This window comes from Gordonia rhizosphera NBRC 16068 (genome assembly GCF_000298195.1).
GTDB classification, from domain to species: Bacteria; Actinomycetota; Actinomycetes; order Mycobacteriales; family Mycobacteriaceae; genus Gordonia; species Gordonia rhizosphera.
The window spans coordinates 1-18,193 of record NZ_BAHC01000047.1 but is presented as its reverse complement, the minus strand read 5'-3'; the positions used below and the strand labels follow the sequence as shown (position 1 = coordinate 18,193).

Annotated in this window: 13 protein-coding genes; 1 reads left to right on the top strand and 12 read right to left on the bottom strand. The window is 66.9% G+C overall.

The genetic code is table 11. The features are described from left to right. Positions 1-14: 14 nt before the first annotated feature. The 12 genes from rpoB to GORHZ_RS04560 all read right to left on the bottom strand — a co-directional run bounded on the left by rpoB (position 15) and on the right by GORHZ_RS04560 (position 15,817). Complete coding sequence (gene rpoB, locus GORHZ_RS04615; RefSeq protein ID WP_006330798.1) at positions 15-3,503, bottom strand: DNA-directed RNA polymerase subunit beta; 3,489 nt, start codon at positions 3,501-3,503, stop codon at positions 15-17. A 316-nt stretch (positions 3,504-3,819) separates the two neighbouring features. Then, a complete protein-coding gene (locus tag GORHZ_RS04610; RefSeq protein WP_006330797.1) occupies positions 3,820-4,713 on the bottom strand; it encodes a hypothetical protein in 894 nt (297 codons plus the stop codon). Beyond that, a complete protein-coding gene (locus GORHZ_RS04605; protein ID WP_006330796.1) occupies positions 4,713-5,333 on the bottom strand; it encodes a hypothetical protein in 621 nt (206 codons plus the stop codon). Before GORHZ_RS04605 ends, GORHZ_RS04610 begins: the two co-directional genes overlap by 1 nt. 75 nt (positions 5,334-5,408) lie before the next feature. Continuing rightward, complete coding sequence (locus tag GORHZ_RS04600; RefSeq protein WP_006330795.1) at positions 5,409-6,650, bottom strand: MCE family protein; 1,242 nt, start codon at positions 6,648-6,650, stop codon at positions 5,409-5,411. A gap of 55 nt (positions 6,651-6,705) precedes the next feature. Then, a complete protein-coding gene (locus GORHZ_RS04595; protein ID WP_051998755.1) occupies positions 6,706-8,088 on the bottom strand; it encodes an MCE family protein in 1,383 nt (460 codons plus the stop codon). Then, positions 8,088-9,389 (bottom strand): MCE family protein, encoded by a 1,302-nt coding sequence (locus GORHZ_RS04590; protein WP_006330793.1) that lies wholly within the window; start codon positions 9,387-9,389, stop codon positions 8,088-8,090. The genes GORHZ_RS04595 and GORHZ_RS04590 overlap by 1 nt, the downstream gene beginning before the upstream one ends. Next, positions 9,386-10,468, bottom strand: a complete 1,083-nt coding sequence (locus tag GORHZ_RS04585) for an MCE family protein (RefSeq protein WP_006330791.1) — start codon at positions 10,466-10,468, stop codon at positions 9,386-9,388. The genes GORHZ_RS04590 and GORHZ_RS04585 overlap by 4 nt, the downstream gene beginning before the upstream one ends. Before the next feature lie 3 nt (positions 10,469-10,471). Continuing rightward, the gene (locus GORHZ_RS04580; protein ID WP_006330790.1) at positions 10,472-11,554 is read right to left on the bottom strand and encodes an MCE family protein; all 1,083 of its coding nucleotides are present in this window, start codon (positions 11,552-11,554) and stop codon (positions 10,472-10,474) included. Next, positions 11,551-12,879 carry an MCE family protein gene (locus GORHZ_RS04575; protein WP_006330789.1) on the bottom strand — a complete coding sequence of 443 codons (1,329 nt, stop codon included), beginning with the start codon at positions 12,877-12,879 and terminating at the stop codon, positions 11,551-11,553. Before GORHZ_RS04575 ends, GORHZ_RS04580 begins: the two co-directional genes overlap by 4 nt. Before the next feature lie 3 nt (positions 12,880-12,882). Then, positions 12,883-13,755, bottom strand: a complete 873-nt coding sequence (locus tag GORHZ_RS04570) for an MlaE family ABC transporter permease (protein WP_006330788.1) — start codon at positions 13,753-13,755, stop codon at positions 12,883-12,885. 2 nt (positions 13,756-13,757) lie between these two features. Further along, positions 13,758-14,564: an MlaE family ABC transporter permease gene (locus GORHZ_RS04565; RefSeq protein WP_006330787.1), complete on the bottom strand. Its 807-nt coding sequence runs from the start codon at positions 14,562-14,564 to the stop codon at positions 13,758-13,760. A gap of 2 nt (positions 14,565-14,566) precedes the next feature. Next, on the bottom strand, positions 14,567-15,817 hold the full coding sequence (locus GORHZ_RS04560) for an ABC transporter ATP-binding protein (RefSeq protein WP_040530198.1): 1,251 nt from the start codon (positions 15,815-15,817) through the stop codon (positions 14,567-14,569). Positions 15,818-16,397: 580 nt separating this feature from the next. Between GORHZ_RS04560 and GORHZ_RS04555 the strand changes: the two genes are divergently transcribed. Further along, a complete protein-coding gene (locus tag GORHZ_RS04555; RefSeq protein ID WP_006330785.1) occupies positions 16,398-17,999 on the top strand; it encodes a flavin-containing monooxygenase in 1,602 nt (533 codons plus the stop codon). The last annotated feature ends 194 nt before the right edge of the window (positions 18,000-18,193 follow it).

The following is an 18,193-nucleotide window of genomic DNA, read 5'->3' as shown; positions in this document are numbered from 1 at the left end:
TGGTCGTCGGTCGGTCAGTTCGCGAGGTCGTCGACCGTCGCGGACTCGTTGCGCGACAGGTTGATACCCAGGTTCGCGGCAGCCCGCTCGAGGTCCTCGTCGTCGGTGTCGCGCATCTCGATGGCGGCACCGTCACTCGACAGCACCTCCACGTTCAGGCACAGCGACTGGAGCTCCTTGAGAAGCACCTTGAACGACTCCGGGATACCCGGCTCGGGGATGTTCTCGCCCTTGACGATCGCCTCGTACACCTTCACGCGGCCCACCACGTCGTCGGACTTGATGGTCAACAGCTCCTGCAGGGTGTAGGCGGCGCCGTAGGCCTGCATGGCCCAGCACTCCATCTCACCGAAACGCTGACCACCGAACTGCGCCTTACCACCGAGCGGCTGCTGGGTGATCATCGAGTACGGACCGGTCGAACGCGCGTGGATCTTGTCGTCGACCAGGTGGTGCAGCTTGATGATGTACATGTAGCCGACCGACACCGGGTACGGGAACGGCTCGCCGGAGCGGCCGTCGAACAGCGTCGCCTTGCCGTCGCCGTTGACCATGACCTCGCCGTCGCGGTTGGGCAGCGTCGAGGACAGCAGTCCCTGCAGTTCCTCCTCGCGGGCACCGTCGAACACCGGGGTCGCGGTGTTGGTGTCGGGTTCCGCCGAGTACATGTCCTCGGGCAGCTTCGACGCCCAGTCCGGCACACCGTTCGCGACGTTGATGTTCCAGCCGGCCTTGGCGACCCAGCCGAGGTGGGTCTCCAGGATCTGGCCGATGTTCATACGGCGCGGCACACCGTGGGTGTTCAGGATGATGTCGACAGGGGTGCCGTCGGGCAGGAATGGCATGTCCTCGGCGGGCAGGATCTTGCCGATGACGCCCTTGTTGCCGTGGCGGCCGGCCAGCTTGTCGCCGTCCTGGATCTTGCGCTTCTGCGCCACGTAGACGCGGACCAGTTCGTTGACGCCGGGCGCGAGATCGTCGTCGTCGTCGCGGCTGAAGACGCGCACGCCGATGACCTTGCCGGTCTCACCGTGCGGAACCTTCAGCGAGGTGTCGCGGACCTCGCGGGCCTTCTCACCGAAGATGGCACGCAGCAGACGCTCCTCAGGGGTCAACTCGGTCTCACCCTTCGGGGTGACCTTGCCGACCAGGATGTCGCCGTCGCGGACCTCCGCGCCGATACGCACGATGCCGCGCTCGTCGAGGTCGGCGAGGACCTCGTCGGAGACGTTCGGGATGTCCCGGGTGATCTCCTCGGCACCGAGCTTGGTGTCGCGGGCGTCGATCTCGTGCTCCTCGATGTGGATCGAGGTGAGTACGTCCTCCTCCACGAGGCGCTGCGACAGGATGATCGCGTCCTCGTAGTTGTGGCCCTCCCACGGCATGATCGCCACGAGCAGGTTCTTGCCCAGCGCCATCTCACCGTTCTCGGTGCACGGACCGTCGGCGAGGACCTGACCGGCCTCGACACGATCGCCCTCGTCCACGATCGGACGCTGGTTGGCGCACGTGCCGTGGTTGGAGCGGGCGAACTTGCGCATCCGGTAGGTGTCGCGGCTGCCGTCGTCGGACATCACGGTGATGTAGTCGGCGGAGACCTCCTCGACCACGCCGGTCTTGCCGGAGACGATCACGTCGCCGGCGTCGACGGCGGCACGCAGTTCCATGCCGGTGCCGACCAGGGGCGACTCGTTGCGGACCAGCGGCACGGCCTGACGCTGCATGTTGGCACCCATCAGGGCACGGTTGGCGTCGTCGTGCTCGAGGAACGGGATCATCGCGGTCGCGACCGACACCATCTGACGCGGCGACACGTCGAGGTAGTCCACGTCGTGTGCGCTGACGAACTCGACCTCGGAGCCCTTCTTCCGGACCAGCACACGCTCGTCGGTGATGCGGCCGTCGAGGTCGTAGTTGGTCTTCGCCTGGCCGACGAGGTAGCGGTCCTCTTCGTCGGCGGTCAGGTACACGACGTCGTCGGAGACGACACCGTCGACGACCTTGCGGTACGGGGTCTCGATGAAGCCGAACGGGTTGACCCGCGCGTACACCGACAGCGAACCGATCAGACCGATGTTCGGACCCTCAGGGGTCTCGATCGGGCACATCCGGCCGTAGTGCGACGGGTGCACGTCGCGGACCTCGAGGCCCGCGCGCTCACGGCTCAGACCACCCGGGCCCAGCGCCGACAGACGACGCTTGTGGGTCAGACCCGACAGCGGGTTGTTCTGGTCCATGAACTGCGACAGCTGGCTGGTCCCGAAGAACTCCTTGATCGCGGCCACGACGGGTCGGATGTTGATCAGGGTCTGCGGGGTGATCGCCTCGACGTCCTGGGTCGTCATGCGCTCGCGCACGACACGCTCCATACGCGACAGACCCACCCGGATCTGGTTCTGGATCAGCTCGCCGACGGTCCGCAGACGACGGTTGCCGAAGTGGTCGATGTCGTCGACCTCGACCGGGACCTCGACACCGCCGGGCACCGTCATGAAGGTGGTGGTGTGCGGGTCGGCCTCGTGCAGACGCACCAGGTACTCGACCGTCGCGACGATGTCCTCGCGGGTCAGCACCGACTCACCGGTCATCGGATTGGCCGACAGGCCGAGCTTCTTGTTGACCTTGTAGCGGCCGACACGGGCCAGGTCGTAGCGCTTCTCCTTGAAGAAGAGGTTCTCCAGCAGGTTCTCCGCGGACTCCTTGGTCGGCGGCTCACCCGGACGCAGCTTGCGGTAGACCTCGAGCAGCGCCTCGTCCTGGTTGGAGGTGTTGTCCTTCTCCAGGGTGGACATCATGATCTCGGAGAAACCGAAACGCTCGGTGATCTCCTCGGTGGTCCAGCCCAGCGCCTTGAGCAGCACGGTGACCGGCTGGCGGCGCTTGCGGTCGATACGCACACCGACGGTGTCGCGCTTGTCGACGTCGAACTCGAGCCACGCGCCGCGGCCCGGGATCACCTTGACGGTGTGCAGGGTCTTCTCGGTGGCCTTGTCGATCGCGGCGTCGAAGTAGACGCCGGGGCTACGCACCAGCTGGCTGACCACGACACGCTCGGTGCCGTTGATGATGAAGCTGCCCTTGTCGGTCATGATCGGGAAGTCGCCCATGAAGACGGTCTGCGACTTGATCTCACCGGTGTTGTTGTTGATGAACTCCGCGGTGACGAACAGCGGCGCCGCGTAGGTCATGTCCTTGTCCTTGCACTCCTCGACGGAGGCCTTGACCTCGTCGAAGTGCGGGTCGGAGAAGGACAGCGACATCGAGCCGGAGAAGTCCTCGATCGGCGAAAGCTCGTGGAGGATGTCCTCGAGGCCGCCGGTGGGGTTCTCCTCACCCCGGGAAATGGCCTTGGCCCGCCATTCGGGCGAGCCGACGAGCCACTCGAACGAATCGAGTTGGACGTCGAGGAGACCGGGAACCTCGAGAGGTTCGCTGATTTTTGCAAAAGATGCGCGTTTCGGTGCGCCGGGGATGGTTGAGGTGGACTGGCGGTCGAGTGCCAAGATGCGTCCTTCCAACACGAAGTGTTCTGCCTAGCTCGGTGTGTGGCTTGGTGGGCCGTTCGCTGGTGACACCTGACAAGATTCGGCGATCACCACGAGCACACACAGCAAGGTGGCCAGAGGAAGGATCGTAAATGGACAGGAGGCAGCCAGCGCAACGTCCAACTGTAGCAGAAAATAGACGCACTTTGTCAAGTCGCGTCTATTAACGAGTTCGCGCAAGTGGCTGCCCACACGTCATTCGTTGCTGACAGCGTGGCCCCAAGACGCCCGTTCGTCAAGCGCTACGCGCGAATTTTGTCGAAGTCTCGCCAGATCAGAAGGCTTCGACCTCGCTGATGAGCCAGTCGTCGCCGTGCTTGGTCATCCCGAATTGGTAGCGCGGGGCGGCGCTCTGCCCGGCCAGTCCGGCCTGCTGTTGGCTGACGATCATGTTGACGACGACCCGCGCCGTCGAGCCGTCGTCGCCGCCGGACAGGTCGACGACGCCGACCGATTCGACCCGGCAGTCGGCGACGGCCTTGGTCTGGTTGAGGATCTCCCGCTGCTGGGGCAGGTACTTGTCGAACTCGTCGAGGGCCTTGCCGGTCAGCACCGTGCGGGCCTTGTTGGCCCATTTGTCCACGTCGACGGTGTCGACGGTCAGCGCGCACGCCTTGCTGCTCACCTGCGAGGTGAGTTCGGTGGTCGCGGCGCGGTCGACGAAGGCCTTGTTGGGGCCGATCGTCGCGCCCGGATGCAGGGCCGCGATCAGCGCGAAGACCCCGAGAGCTGCAGCGACGGCGACCAGGACGACGAGGGTCCGTCGGCGGAATCGCAACGGCCCGGTGGGTTCGGGGGTCCTCGCTCGGCCCTCCGCGGACGCGGCCGGGCGGGTCGTCGAGGCGTCCGCGGCGGGCCGCAGAGTGGAGACCCGGGCGACCGGGCGGGTCTTGCCGGCGGGTTTGCGGGCCTGCGTGTCGTCGGCCGGATTGTGGTTGCCATCAGCGGTCTTCTGTGTGCTGTCGGCGGGATCCAGGGTGCTGTCGGCGGGAACTTGGGTGCCGTCGGCAAGATCCGGGGTGCCGTCGGCGAGATCCAGGGTGCCGTCGGCGGGATTCGGGGTGCTGTCGGCTGGATTTGGGGTGCCGTCGGTGGGTGTGGACGTCGGGCGGGGACGGCCGGCGACGCGGGGCGTGGGACGACGACGCGGAGGACGTGGGTTGGCCATCAGTTGCCTCCCCGGGGTGCGGCGGACGGCGCGGTGGCCGCGGTGCCCGGATCCTCGTAGGCCAGCGAGTCCAGCGGCACGATGTTGTCGGCCTTCCAGTCCTCACCCTCCTTGGTCATCGACACCGAGAAGCCCATCGTCTGGGTGACGCCTGCCTCGTTGGCCCGCTTCGACGTCGCGGCGACGTAAACCAGCACGGTCGCCTTGTTCTCGTCGGCGTCGACCTCGGTCGGGGCGCTGCGGATCAGTCGCGACGACAGCGCCGCGGCCTGCGGACCGGCTTGCGAGATCATCGAGTCCAGGTTGCTGACGTCCTGGCTGGTGATCTGTTCTTTCGCCTTGCCGGTCAACGACGCGTCGACGCGGCGCTTCCAGCCGGCCGTGTCGTTGGGGTCCACCGTGGTCACGTTGAGGATGGCCTGCTCGGCGCCGTCGACGGCACCGTCGCGGGCGGCCTGGATCGGCTTCTGCACGAAGTACGCCTGGTAGCCCTGGTAGCCGAACCACACGGCGCAGGCCAGCGCCGCGAGGAGCGCGACCAGTGCCGCCACGCCGGCGATCAGTCGGGGGGTCGACCCGGTGCGCTCGGCACGGGTCGCGGGTGTCTTGCTTGTCGTCATCGGCCGTTCACTGAATTCGTCGGCGCCTGAGAGAAGGACAAACGAGTCGCCTCGTCGGACCTGTCCCGGGCATGGTCACTGCGGGCGGACTCCCATCAACAGCGCGAGCTGTCGGGCGAGCGGGTTGAGGTTGAGTTTGTCCGGATCTTTCTTGGGGATGTCGTCCCACGGCTGGGGATAGGCCGGGTTGGCGTACACCGCGCGTGCGCCGCCGCGGACGCTGGTCGGGTTGCCGACCGGCACACTGCAGCGGGCGTCGGTGTTGAACGGGAAGTCGTCGTAGCGGATGTCGAACGACGGGTCCTTGCGTTTCATCTCCTGCACCATCGCGCTGGTGCTCTCGTAGCCGCGGGTGCAGGCCGGCGGATTGTTCGTCTCCAGCACGATGCCGAAGTGGATCTGTCCGTCACCCGGAGCGGGACTGTGGCTGCCCGCCGACAACGCCGAGAGCATCGCGAACGTCGCCGACGTGGCGAACGACGTGGGGGCGATGGTACGAACCGTCTCCGCCAGCTGGTGGATCACCGTCGTCAGGTCGCCGCCGCTCTGCTGCAGAAACGCCGAGATCTGCGACGCCGACGCGGTGCCCGTCGTCAGCAGCCGCCGCAGATCCGGGTCCGACGACGCCAACGTCGCGGTGATCAGGTCCAGGTTGCGCGACCAGGTCAGGATCGCGTCGGACTGCTCGGCCTGCGTCGAGAGCACCACATTCGAGTTCTGGATGAGTGCGATGGTGTCGCCGAGGTTGTCATAGCCCGCCTGCGCCAGCGACGACAGCGCGTCGACCAGCCGCGTCAGGTTGTCGGCCTGACCGTTGAACGCCTTGCCCAGCTCGGTGATCACCGTGTGCAGGTCGTCGATCGGGATCGACGAGGTGAAGTCGATCGCCGACGCCAGCACGTCCTGCAGCGGCGGGGGCACCGACGACTTGGTGATCACCGACCCGTTCTCCAGGTACGGGCCCGCCGCCGACCTCGGCTGCAAATCCACGTACTGCTCGCCGATCGCCGACCGGTTCGCGACCACCGCGACGGCAGACTCGGGGATCGGCGGGCCGCCGGAGTCGAGGTCGAGATTCACGTCGACCCCGGTGTCGGTCAGCGTCAGCTCCCCCACCCGGCCGACGGGGACACCCTGATAGGTCACCTCGGCGTTGGTGAAGATGCCGCCGGAATCGGGCATCGACACGACCACCGTGTACTGCCCCCACCCGACGAGACGGTCGAGTCGGGCGTACTTGGCGCCGACGTACACGAGCGCGAGGACGCCGACGACGACGAACACGATCAGCTGGATCCGCACGGTCCTCGACAGCATCAGCTCACTCCCCTCGACGACTCGGTGGCGCGTCCGGTAGCGGACGACGCGGCGTTCACGGCTGGGCTCCGATCAGGCTGAGCGGTCCGTCGATGAACCGCTGCCCGGCCGCGGCCGGCGGCGGCAACGTGAACCCGCCGGTCCCCTGCGCGCCCGCCGTCCCCGACCCGGACGCGCCGGCCGATGCCGGATTCATCGGATAGGTGCCACCCGACGGCGGGGTGTTGGGGCCCGGCGTCGCGTTCGGCGGCGGCGGCAGCAGCGAGACGGTCGGCCAGCCGTACCGTGGCCCGTTCGACCCGACGTACGGGTTGCTCGGATCGATCGGGACGGTGACCCGTTCCGGCGGCGAATACCGCGGGGTGCCCTGCCCGACACCGAGCGCCTCGAGCTGGTTGAGCAGCCGTAGGTCGAGGGTCATGAACAGGTTGGTCGAGTCGCCGTGCACGGCCGGCAGCAGCCAGTCCGGGAACGGGTGGGTCAGCATCAGCGGCGCCGCGGTGATGAGATCGGGTGTGGCCTTGGCCAATTCGGTCAGCACCGGACGCAACGCCTTCAGGTCGGTGACCAGGGCGTCGCGGGACTTGCCGAGCACGTCGGTGCCGACCTGACCGAGTTCGTCGAGCTTGGTCAGCAGGTCGACGAACTGTGGGCGCTGCTCCTCGAGCACCGCCACACCGGCCGGCAGTTCGTCGAGGATCCGTTCGATCTGCAGCGTCTGCGCAGCGGTGCGCGTCGACAGCGCCGCGAGTCCGTCGATCGCCTTCACGATGTCGTCGCGTTGGCGGTTCAGGCCGGTGATCAGCGTGTCGGCCTGCTCGAGCAGGCTGCGGAACACCGGGCACGACGTCCCCGTCGGCGGCACCTCGCACGGCTGGTCGGTGGACCCGGCGAGCGCCTTGTTGAATTCGGTCACGATCGGTTGGAGCTGGTTGATGCCGCCGCCGTTGAGCAGCATCGACAACGCGCCGAGCACCTGTTCGACGTCGGTGGCGGTGCGTGTGCGGTCCACCCCGATCGGCTCCGACGGGTTCTGCCGGGGCAAAGACGCGCTGTCTTGCGGCTCGGCGAGCGCGATGTATTTCTCGCCGAGCAGCGAGGTCTGCTGCACCGCCGCGCGCGCCTCATCGGACAGGTCGACGGAGTTCTTGACCTCGATGGTGACCTGCGCGTACCACGCGTCGTCGGGCACCTGCACCGTCTCCACGCGCCCGACCGCGATGCCGTTCATCTTCACCATCGACTGCGGGACGAGGTCGAGGACATCGTCGAACTGGATCGCGTAGGTCCGCGGATCGTCGCCGGTGTTCACGCCGCCGGGCAGCGGGATGGACTGGATGCCGTTGGCACCGCAACCCGAGACGGTAAGCATCACCGCTGCCACCGCACCCGCGGCACCAGCACGGAACCGTCGTCGGAACAACAACTCTCGACGCATCAGCCACCTCCCCCGGGTCGTACGGTCGTCGGCGTCGCGGTGGCCGGGCCGGGCTCCAGGTTCGGATCCGGGTTGCCCGGAGTCGTACCGGGCGCCGGGTAACGCTGCAGCTTGTTGTTGCTCATGATCCCGAACGGCAGCACCGGCAACAGCGGCTCGAGCACCCCGTTGGTGATCTGCTGGCCGAGGTCCTCACACTTGGTGATCAGCGGGCTCAGCGTGGTGCTGAACTGCACGGCCGCCGGGTTGCCCGGCAGCAGTTTGCCGAGGTCGAGCAGCCGGCACTGCGCCCCGATCAGATCCTGCAGATCCGGGATCGTGAGCCGCATCGCCAGAGTGCCCGACTCCGCGTCGTAGGCGTTGATCAGGTTGTTGATGGTCACCGGCAGTACCGTGAGGATCTCCTTGAGGTGATCCTTGGTGTCCAGCAGTGCCTGGGTGGTCGGTTCGAGACCCTCGACGACCCGACCGAGCTGCTCACGGTTGTCCTGCACGAAGGTCGCGACATCGCCGAGCGCGACCGACAGCTTGTTCAGCGCCGCGGCCAGCTGGGTGCGTTCACCGGCGAGGAACGCGTTGAACGACGCCATCTGGGTGTTGAACTGGCGCACCTGCGCGTCGTTCTCGCGCAGCGCGCCGACGAAGGTGTTCAGATTGCGGACGGTGTCGACGATGTCGCCACGTGAATTGTCGAGGGTCGTCGCCGCCTTGGACAGCTCCTCGATCGCTGCGCCGAGTTTGGCGCCGTTGCCCTCTAGGTTGTCGGCGCCGACGGTGATCAGATCGCTGACCGCACCGTTCTTGTTGGCGCCCTCCGGACCGAGCGCGTCGGACAGTTTCTTCACCGAGGCGTAGACCGCGTCGACCTCGACGGGCACCCTGGTCTGGTCGAGGGTCAGGGTGATGTCGCTGGGCGCGGTCGGGCCGCCGCTGTAGGCGGGCGTCAGCTGCACGTAGCGGTCCGCGACAACCGACGGGACCACCTGCACCGCACGCACATCCGCCGGCAGGTCCACGCCGCGGTCGACGGTCATGGTGACCACGACATGGTCTCCCTCGGGGGTGACCGAGTCGACCTTGCCGACGCGGACCCCCAGGATCCGCACGTCGGAATCCGGGTAGATGCCGACGCTGCGCGCGAAGGTGGCGGTGATCGTGGTGGTGCCGATGAGCGAGAACGCCCACCACAGCACCGTCGCCGCGATCAGCGCCACGATCAGCCCGAGCACCAGCATCACGATGTGGCGCGGCGTGAACCACCGTCCGGGACCCGAGGTCGCGGTGAGGTCGGGAGCGGTCATCCGCCGGCCTCCGTTCCACCGTTGTTGAGATTCGCGGTCTTGTTGGGCGGACGGGTGGTGTTCTGCTGCGGCAGACCCGGCGGCAGCAGATTGGTCACCACCGACTCGAACCAGCGGCCGTTGCCCAGCACGTTGGCGTAAAGGCGGTAGAACGGCGCCATGTAGGTGATGGTCTGACGCAGGTTGGAGTTCTGGCTGATCAGCAACTGGTTGACCTGCTCGAGCGCGTCGAGGGTGGGGCCGATCTGCGCCTGATTGTCGGCCACGATCCCCGACAACGCGTCCGAGAGCGCCGTGGTGCTGGCCAGCAACGTCGAGATGGCCTGCTGGCGGTTGTTCAGTTCGTCGAGCAGCTGACCGGCACCGGCGATGAGCCGGACGAACTCCTCGTTGCGGTCGGCGAGGATCTTCGACGTCGAGCGGGTGGCGGCGAGCAGCCGCTGCACCTGCTGGTCGCGGCTGGCGATGGTGTCCGACAGCCGCCGGATGCCGTCGAGCGACGGCCCGATGTCCCCGGCGGTGCCGGAGAACGCGTCCGAGAGGGTCTGCATCGATGTCGCGAGCTGGTCGGTGTCGAGCGCCTCGATCTGATCCGCGGCGTCGGAGAACGCCTCGATCACGTCGTAGGGGGCGATCGTGTCGGTGAGCGGCACATCGGGGTCGGCGAGCTTGTCACCGCTGGGGATCAGCGCGAGGTACTTCTGTCCGAGGATGGTCTTGATCTGGATCGACGCCTGGGTCTGGTCGCCGATCCAGGTGTTGGACACCTTGAACGTGACGTCGACGCGGTCGCCGTCGAGGCTCACCCCGTCGACCTGACCGACCTTGACACCGGCCACGCGGACCTCGGCGCCCGGCTTGAGTCCGGCGGCCTCGGTGAACTTCGCGGTGTAGCGGGCGCCGGCACCGATCAGTGGCAGCGAGGTCAGATAGAACGCCGACACCGACACCATGAAGATCACCAGGACACCGATCGCGCCGATGCTGACCGGGCTGCGGTGACCGGCGAATCGCCGGTGCGGATGCTGCCCCGGCGGCGCGGGCGGTGCGTCCCGCGCGTCTTCGAGTTCGTCGGCCACCGGTCACCCTCCCGGCTTCTGGTCTTTCCAGCAACGGGTGGCCGCGCTGGTGTAGAGCACATGGTTGATGTCGGGCAGCGAGACGAGCGGCTGGGTCAGCAGCGTCGACTTGCCGTCGCCGGCGACCACATCGATGCCGCACAGATAGAACTGGAACCACGATCCGAAGGTCGCGGCGCGCCCGATCTTCTGCAGTTTGACCGGCAGGTTCGTCAGGATCGTCGCGACGTCGTCGTCACGGGCGTTGATCTGGTCGGCCAGGGCCTGGAGCCCGGCGATGTCGCCCTGGATCGCGGGACGGGTCGGCTGCAGGATCGACGCGGTCACCGCGGTCAGGTTCGACACCGAGGTGATCGCCGACCCGACCGATTCACGTTGGGACGCCAGCCCGGTCACCAGCTGTTCGGTGTTGTCGAGCAGCGCGGTGAACTGCGCGTCGTTGCGGTTGACGGTATCGAGGACCTTCGTCAGGTTGCCGATCAGCTCTCCGATCACCGCGTCCTTGTCGGCGATCGCGTTCGTCAGGTCCGCCGTCGAACTGATCAGCGCCGACATGGTGCCGCTCTCGCCCTGGAACACCTTGATGATCTGTTCGGACAGCGTGTTCACGTCGTCGGCGGACAGTTCGCGGAACAGCGGTTTGAACCCGTTGAACAACTCGGTCAGGTTGACCGCCGGATGGGTGTCCGGATGCTCGCGGTCGGTGCCGAAGGTGAAGCCCGGGCCGACCGTCTCGTCGGGGTCGCCGGCCCCCTTCTCCAGCGCCAGGTAGCGCAGTCCGGTGAGGTTGCGGTAGCGGATGTAGAGCTGAGTGCCGTCCGGGAGGCGGTCGCGGTTGACGTTGAACGACACCATCGCCTGGTCGCGGTCGTAGACCTTCACGTCGGTCACCTGGCCGACGCGCACACCGGCGATCCGCACGTCGTCGCCGGCGTTGAGCATGGCGGCGTCGGTGAACACCGCCCGGTAGTCGTGGTCGCCGCCGCCTCCGGCGTTGGCGATGGTCAGCGCCAGCAGGCTGGTCGCGAGCACGGTGACGACCGCGAACACGATCAGCTTGATCAGCGGTCCGGTGAGCGATTTCATCGGATGGTGACCTGCGCTCCCTGCAGCGACGTACCGCCGATGGTGGTGACCCAGGTGGGCACCTCGGCCGGGTCGGTGCCGTTGGCGCCGCCGTAGATGACCTTCAGCTGCTTGACGTAGTCGGGGTCGTCGAAGGGATTGCGGATCGTCCCCGCCGGCGTCGCGGAGAACTGGGGTTGCGGCAGCGTCGGCACGGTGCGCGGACCGGCGTTACGCGACGGCGGCTGATACGAACCGTCGGCCAGGCCGCCGCCGGGATACTGCGGGAACGGGCGCCCATCGGTCGCCGGCTCGTAACAGACCGCCGGCGGATCGAGGTCGAGCAGACGCGGCTCGTCCTGGTTGGGCAGGTAGCGGCCGCGCGGGTTCACGAACTGCAGGTTCACCCGCACACCGGGATTCGCGGTGCCCTCACCGACGATGGTGCGGGAATCCGGGATCAGGGTGGCGAAATTGTGGAAGGTACAGACGAAGGTCGGCGACTGCTTGGCCAACCCGACCAGGAACGGCTCCGACTCGACCGACAGGTCGATCAGGTCGGCACGGTTGGCCTGGAGGAACTTCGTGGTGTCGGTCGCGGCCACGCCCACCGTCGCGATCAGGGTGCGCAAATCGCCCTGCCGTTGCACGATCGTCGCGTTGGTGGTGCGGAAGTTGTCGAGCGCGTCGATGACGTCGGGCAGCGCCTCGGAGTAGGTCTGCGAGAAGCTCGCCAGGCCACGCAGCGTGCCCTGCAACTCGGGCATGTTCTGGTTGATCCGCGCGAAGATGGTGTTGAGCTGATCGAAGGTGACGCCGAGCTGCTCACCGCGCCCCGACAGGGCCTGCGACAACGAGGTCAGGGTGACGTTGAGGTCCTGCGGCGGGATCGCGTCGAGTACCGGCAGCAGGTCGTCGAACAGCTCCTGCAGTTCCTTCGCGTTGCCGCTCTTGTCGGTGAGGATGACCGATCCGTCGGTCAGGGTCGGGCCCGCGGCGTTGGTCGGCACCTGCAGGTCGACGTATTTCTCCCCGAACAGGGTCTTGGGCAGGATCCGCGCGGTGGTGGTGTCGGGCAGCTCCTCGGCCATCGACGGGTCGAGTCCGAGCGTCACGTCGACCGTGTTGTCGGCGGTGGGCTCCACCGATCGCACCTCCCCGACGACGACGCCGCGGGCCTTGACCTCCGCATGCTCGGGCAGATCGTTACCGACGGAGTCGGTCTTCAGGGTGACGTCGGTGAACGTGGTGAAGGTCTGGTTGAACTTCATGATGGTGACGGCGAAGAACAGCCCGACCACCACGAAGAACACCAGCCCGAGCAGGCGACGACGAATCACATCCATCGGCTAACCCGCGATCTTCACGGTCGTGGTGGTGCCCCAGATCGCGAGACCCAGGAAGAAGTCGAGCACCGCGATCAGCACCAGCGCGGCACGGACGGCATGTCCCACGGCAACGCCGACACCGGCCGGACCGCCGGTGGCGTAGTAGCCGTAGTAGCAGTGCACCAGGATGATCACGAACGCGAAGACCAGCACCTTGCCGAAGGACCACAGGACGTCGCCCGGCGGCAGGAACAGGTTGAAGTAGTGGTCATACGAGCCGCCGGACTGGCCGTTGAACACGGTCGTGATGACACGCGACGCCAGGTACGCCGACAGCAGACCGAGCACATAGAGCGGGATCACCGCGACGAAGCCGGCGATCACCCGGGTGGAGACGAGGAACGGAATCGACGGCACCGCCATCGACTCCAGCGCGTCGATCTCCTCGGAGATCCGCATGGCGCCGAGCTGGGCGGTGAACCCGCAGCCCACCGTCGCCGACAGCGCGAGCCCGGCGACCAGCGGCGCAACCTCGCGGGTGTTCACATACGCCGACAGGAATCCGGTCAGCGCCTGCGACCCGATCTGATCGAGCGCGGCGTAGCCCTGTAGACCGACGACGACGCCGGTGAACCCCGACATCAGCACCATCACGCCGATGGTGCCGCCGATGACGGCAAGGCCACCGGACCCGAACGCGACCTCGGCGAGCAGGCGCAGTACCTCACGCGTGTAGTGCACGACCGTCCGCGGAATCCAGGCGAGAGTGCGCCCGTAGAAGGACATCTGCTCGCCGGCGCCGTCGAGCACCTTGAGCGGCTTGGCCGCCCACCTGCGAGCCTGGTAGCGGTAGTACTCGGGCCGCGACTTGGAAATCGTCACTCCACCGGCCATCGCTAGCTTCCCTTCGGCGGAACGATCTGCAGGTAGACCGCGGTGATGATCAGGTTGGCCAAGAACAGCAGCAGGAAGGTGATGACCACGCTCTGGTTGACCGCGTCACCGACACCCTTCGGACCCCCCTTCGGGTTCAGACCCTTGTAGGCGGCGACCACCCCGGCGATCACACCGAAGATGGCCGCCTTGACTGTGGAGATGTAGAGGTCGGGCAAGTGGGCCAGCGCCCCGAAGGACGCCAGATACGCGCCGGGGGTGCCGCCCTGCACGACCACGTTGAAGAAGTACCCGCCGCCGATGCCGACGACAGCGACGAGCCCGTTGAGCAGCATCGCCACCAGCACCATCGCCAGCACCCGCGGCACCACCAGACGCTGGATCGGGTTGATGCCGAGCACCTCCATCGCGTCGATCTCCTCGCGGATCGTGCGCGAACCGAGGTCGGCGGCCACCGCCGACCCGGCGGCCCCGGCCACCAGCAACGACGTGACCAGCGGTGAGCCCTGCTGGATCACGACGAGCACGCTCGCCGCGCCCGTGTAGGACTCGGCGCCGAGCTGTCTGATCAGCGACCCGGTCTGCAGCGACACGATCGCGCCGAACGGGATCGCGATCAGCGCCGTCGGCAGGATGGTAACGCTCGCGATGAACCAGGCCTGGTGGATGAACTCCCGCCACTGGAACGGGCGCACGAAGGACTGACGGGCGACATCGACGAAAAGCTGCACGATGTTGCCGGTCTGTGCGAGTGCACCCGTACCGGCCTGAGCTATCCGATCAACGCCACGCGAGGTGGCACCGGCCATCCCTACCGGCCCCGACCGTCGTGGGGCGGGGCGTAGTCACCGGTGTGGATCGGCTCGGTGGCCGCGTTGTCGGCCTGCGGCGCCGACCAGTTCTGCGTGGGGGCGTCGCTGCCGGTGTATTCGTTGCCGTCGAAGGCGTTGGCATCGTAGTCGCCGCCCGGGGCCTCGGCCGAGGTCCACTCGTCCCCACCTCGACCGCCCGCCGCCACCGCGCCGGCACCGACCGCGACGGTCTCCTGGGCGTGTGCGTGGGCCTCGGCGCGCAGCCTGTCCTCTTCTTCCATGCTGCGGCGGATGGCCTCCTGCGCGTTGGGCGGCAGGGTGTGCAGCATCTCCATCACCCGCGCCCGATGGCGGGCGACCGCCTTGCGTTCGGGCATCCCGGGATTGGGCTGCACCTGCGGGATGATCTCGGAGAAGTCGTCCTTGGTGCCGCCGCCGGAGATGCCGGCGGCCTGCATCGCCGCCTCCGCGGCGGCGACGGCCTCGTCCTTCTCCTCGGACATCCCGATCGGACCGAACCGGTCACCGGAGAGGAACTGCTTGACCACCGGTTGTTCGGAGGTGAGCAATTGCTCACGCGGCCCGAACATCACCAACTCCTTGCGGAACAGCATGCCGATGTTGTCGGGGATGGTGCGGGCGATGTTGATGTTGTGGGTGACGATGAGGATCGTCGCGTCGATCTGCGCGTTGATGTCGATCAGCAGCTGGCTGATGTAGGCGGTGCGCACCGGGTCCAGACCGGAGTCCGGCTCGTCGCACAGGATGATCTGCGGGTCGAGCACCAGCGCCCGTGCCAGGCCGGCGCGCTTGCGCATACCGCCCGAGATCTCGCCGGGCAGTTTGTCCTCGGCACCGGCCAGACCGACGAGGTCGATCTTCTCCATCACGATCTCGCGGATCTCGTTCTCCTTTTTCTTCGTGTGCTCACGAAGCGGGAACGCGATGTTGTCATACAGGCTCATCGAGCCGAACAGCGCACCGTCCTGGAACAGCACACCGAAGAGTTTGCGGATCTCGTAGAGTTCCTTGGCCGAGCATTTGGTGATGTCGGTGCCGTCGATGATCACCGAACCCTGCTCGGGATGCAGCAGGCCGATCAGGGTCTTGAGGAACACCGACTTACCGGTACCCGACGGTCCGAGCAGCGCCGACACCTCACCGGCCGGCAGGGTCAAGGTCACGTCGCGCCAAATGTTCTGCGAACCGAACGATTTGGTGAGCCCCTCCACGCTGACTTCTACACCCACTGTTTCCTCCCAGACAGTCGCTGCCCCCTGCGGCGGTCGGTGTGACCACACACGAACCGGTGGCATTTGTGGTAGGGGTCACTCTAGCCGACCCTCACCTGCCACCACCGCCACCTCACCAGCAACCTGGACGCTCCACCGGCCTCCCCCGAGACCGCGCGTCCGGCTTCTTACCCGCCGGTAACTTTGTTCGACGATGAGCGTAGCCCATCCCACTCCGGGATGAAAGACGACCAGGCGGTCACACCACCCACCCCCGCTCCCCGCCGACAGCACCCGAAATCCCGCCGACAGCACCCAGGATCTCGCCGACAGCACCCGGTTCCCCGCCGACGGCACCCCCGAGTGTGGCCGCCCGCCGGCTTCGGCCCGAAGCGGCCAGCCCGGAATGCAGTGACCTACCGCATTTCGAGTAGTCGAAGCGATGCAGATCTCACAATCAAGTTGCGCCGAATGATTATCACGAATTATGGTGAGGTGGATCACCCCGGATCACGCGGCCCAGGACCCGCTCCCACCCACCCTCACCGGCGCGACGACCCTCGCGCCGCGGTATCCCCATGCCCGAAAGGACAGGTCGATGACAGCTCCCGACTATGACTCCGTCGTCATCGGCGCCGGTTTCTCCGGCGTCTACATGACGCACAAGCTTCGCGAACAAGGTCTGACCACAAAGGGTTTCGAGGCCGCCCCGACGGTCGGCGGCACGTGGTACTGGAACATCTACCCCGGCGCGCGCTGCGACTGCATCAGCATGGAGTACGCGTTCACCTTCGATCCCGAGATCATCGCCGAGTGGGAGTGGACCGAACGCTATCCGGCCCAGCCGGACATCCTGCGCTACATCGAGTTCGTCGCGGACAAGCTCGACGTCAAGCGTCATTTCTCGTTCAACACCCGGGTGGTTTCCGCCCACTTCGACGATGCGACCGGCCTGTGGTCGGTGGTCACCGACACCGGTGAAACGGTCACCGCCAAGTACCTGATCACCGCGGCCGGGTGCCTGTCGACGTCGTCCACACCCGACTTCCCGGGCATCGGTTCGTTCCGAGGACAGACCATCCACACCAGCGCCTGGCCCCGCGAGGGCATCGATTTCTCCGGCATGCGCGTCGGCGTCATCGGTACGGGGTCCTCCGGCGTACAGGTGATCCCGAAGGTCGCCGATCAGGCCGAGCATCTCACTGTCTTCCAGCGCACCCCTGCGTTCAGTCTTGACTGCGGCAATCGTCCGCTGACCGAGGACGAAAAGCTCGACTTCAAGGAGAACATCGAGGAGTTCAAGGTGCTCTCGCGGCAGTCCGGGAGCGGCCAGTTCACCGACACCCTCGAGGTCAACGCCCTCGATCACACCGAGGAGCAGCGCAACGCGGTCTACGAGGAACGGTGGAATCGTCATCGCGCCATCGACCTGATCGCCTCCTATCCCGACCTGTTCACCGACCGTGCGGCCAACGACACGATCGCCGAGTTCTTCCGCGGCAAGATCCGCGACGTGGTGACCGATCCGGAACTCGCCGAGCAATTGTCGCCGCGCGACTACCCGCTCGGCGCCAAGCGGATCACGCTGGACACCGGGTACTTCCAGACCTACAACCGCGACAACGTGTCCCTCGTCAGCGTCAAGAACGCCCCGATCGAGGCGATCACCCCGGACGGCATCAAGACCGCCGACGCCGAGTACGCGCTCGACGCCATCGTCTTCGCGACCGGCTTCGACGCGGTGACCGGACCTCTGCTCAGCATCGACATCCGGGGTCGCGACGGGCAGTCGCTACGCGAGGCATGGGCCGACGGCCCGGTCACCTACCTCGGCGTCGGTGTGCACGGGTTCCCCAACCTGTTCACCCTCACCGGCCCGGGTAGCCCCAACGTCCTGACCAACGTGGTGTGCGCCATCGAGCAGCACGTCGAGTGGACCTCCGAGGCCATCGCACACCTCGAAGCGGTCGGCGCGACGGCCTTCGAACCCCGGGAGTCGGCGGCCAAGGAATGGACCGAGCAGGCGATCAAGCTGGCCGACGGCACCCTCTACCCCGAGGGCAACTCCTGGTACACCGGCGCCAACATCCCCGGCAAACCGCGCGTGATCATGTCCTACGTGGGCGGACTCAACCTCTACCGGGAGATCTGCGACGACGTCGCCGCCAAGGGGTACGAGGGCTTCACCATCGCCACCTAGCCTCAGCGTCGACCGCGCGCACCAGACCGTCGAGCGTGCGCACCACAGCGTCGACCGTGCGCACCACAGCGTCGACCGTGCGCACCACAGCGTCGAGCGTGCGCACCCGGGCGTGGTTTGAGGTTGGGACTCGGCAAGTGCGACCCAGAGCGTTCCGCGGAACGCTCTGGGTCGCGGCCGTCGGACCACCGATC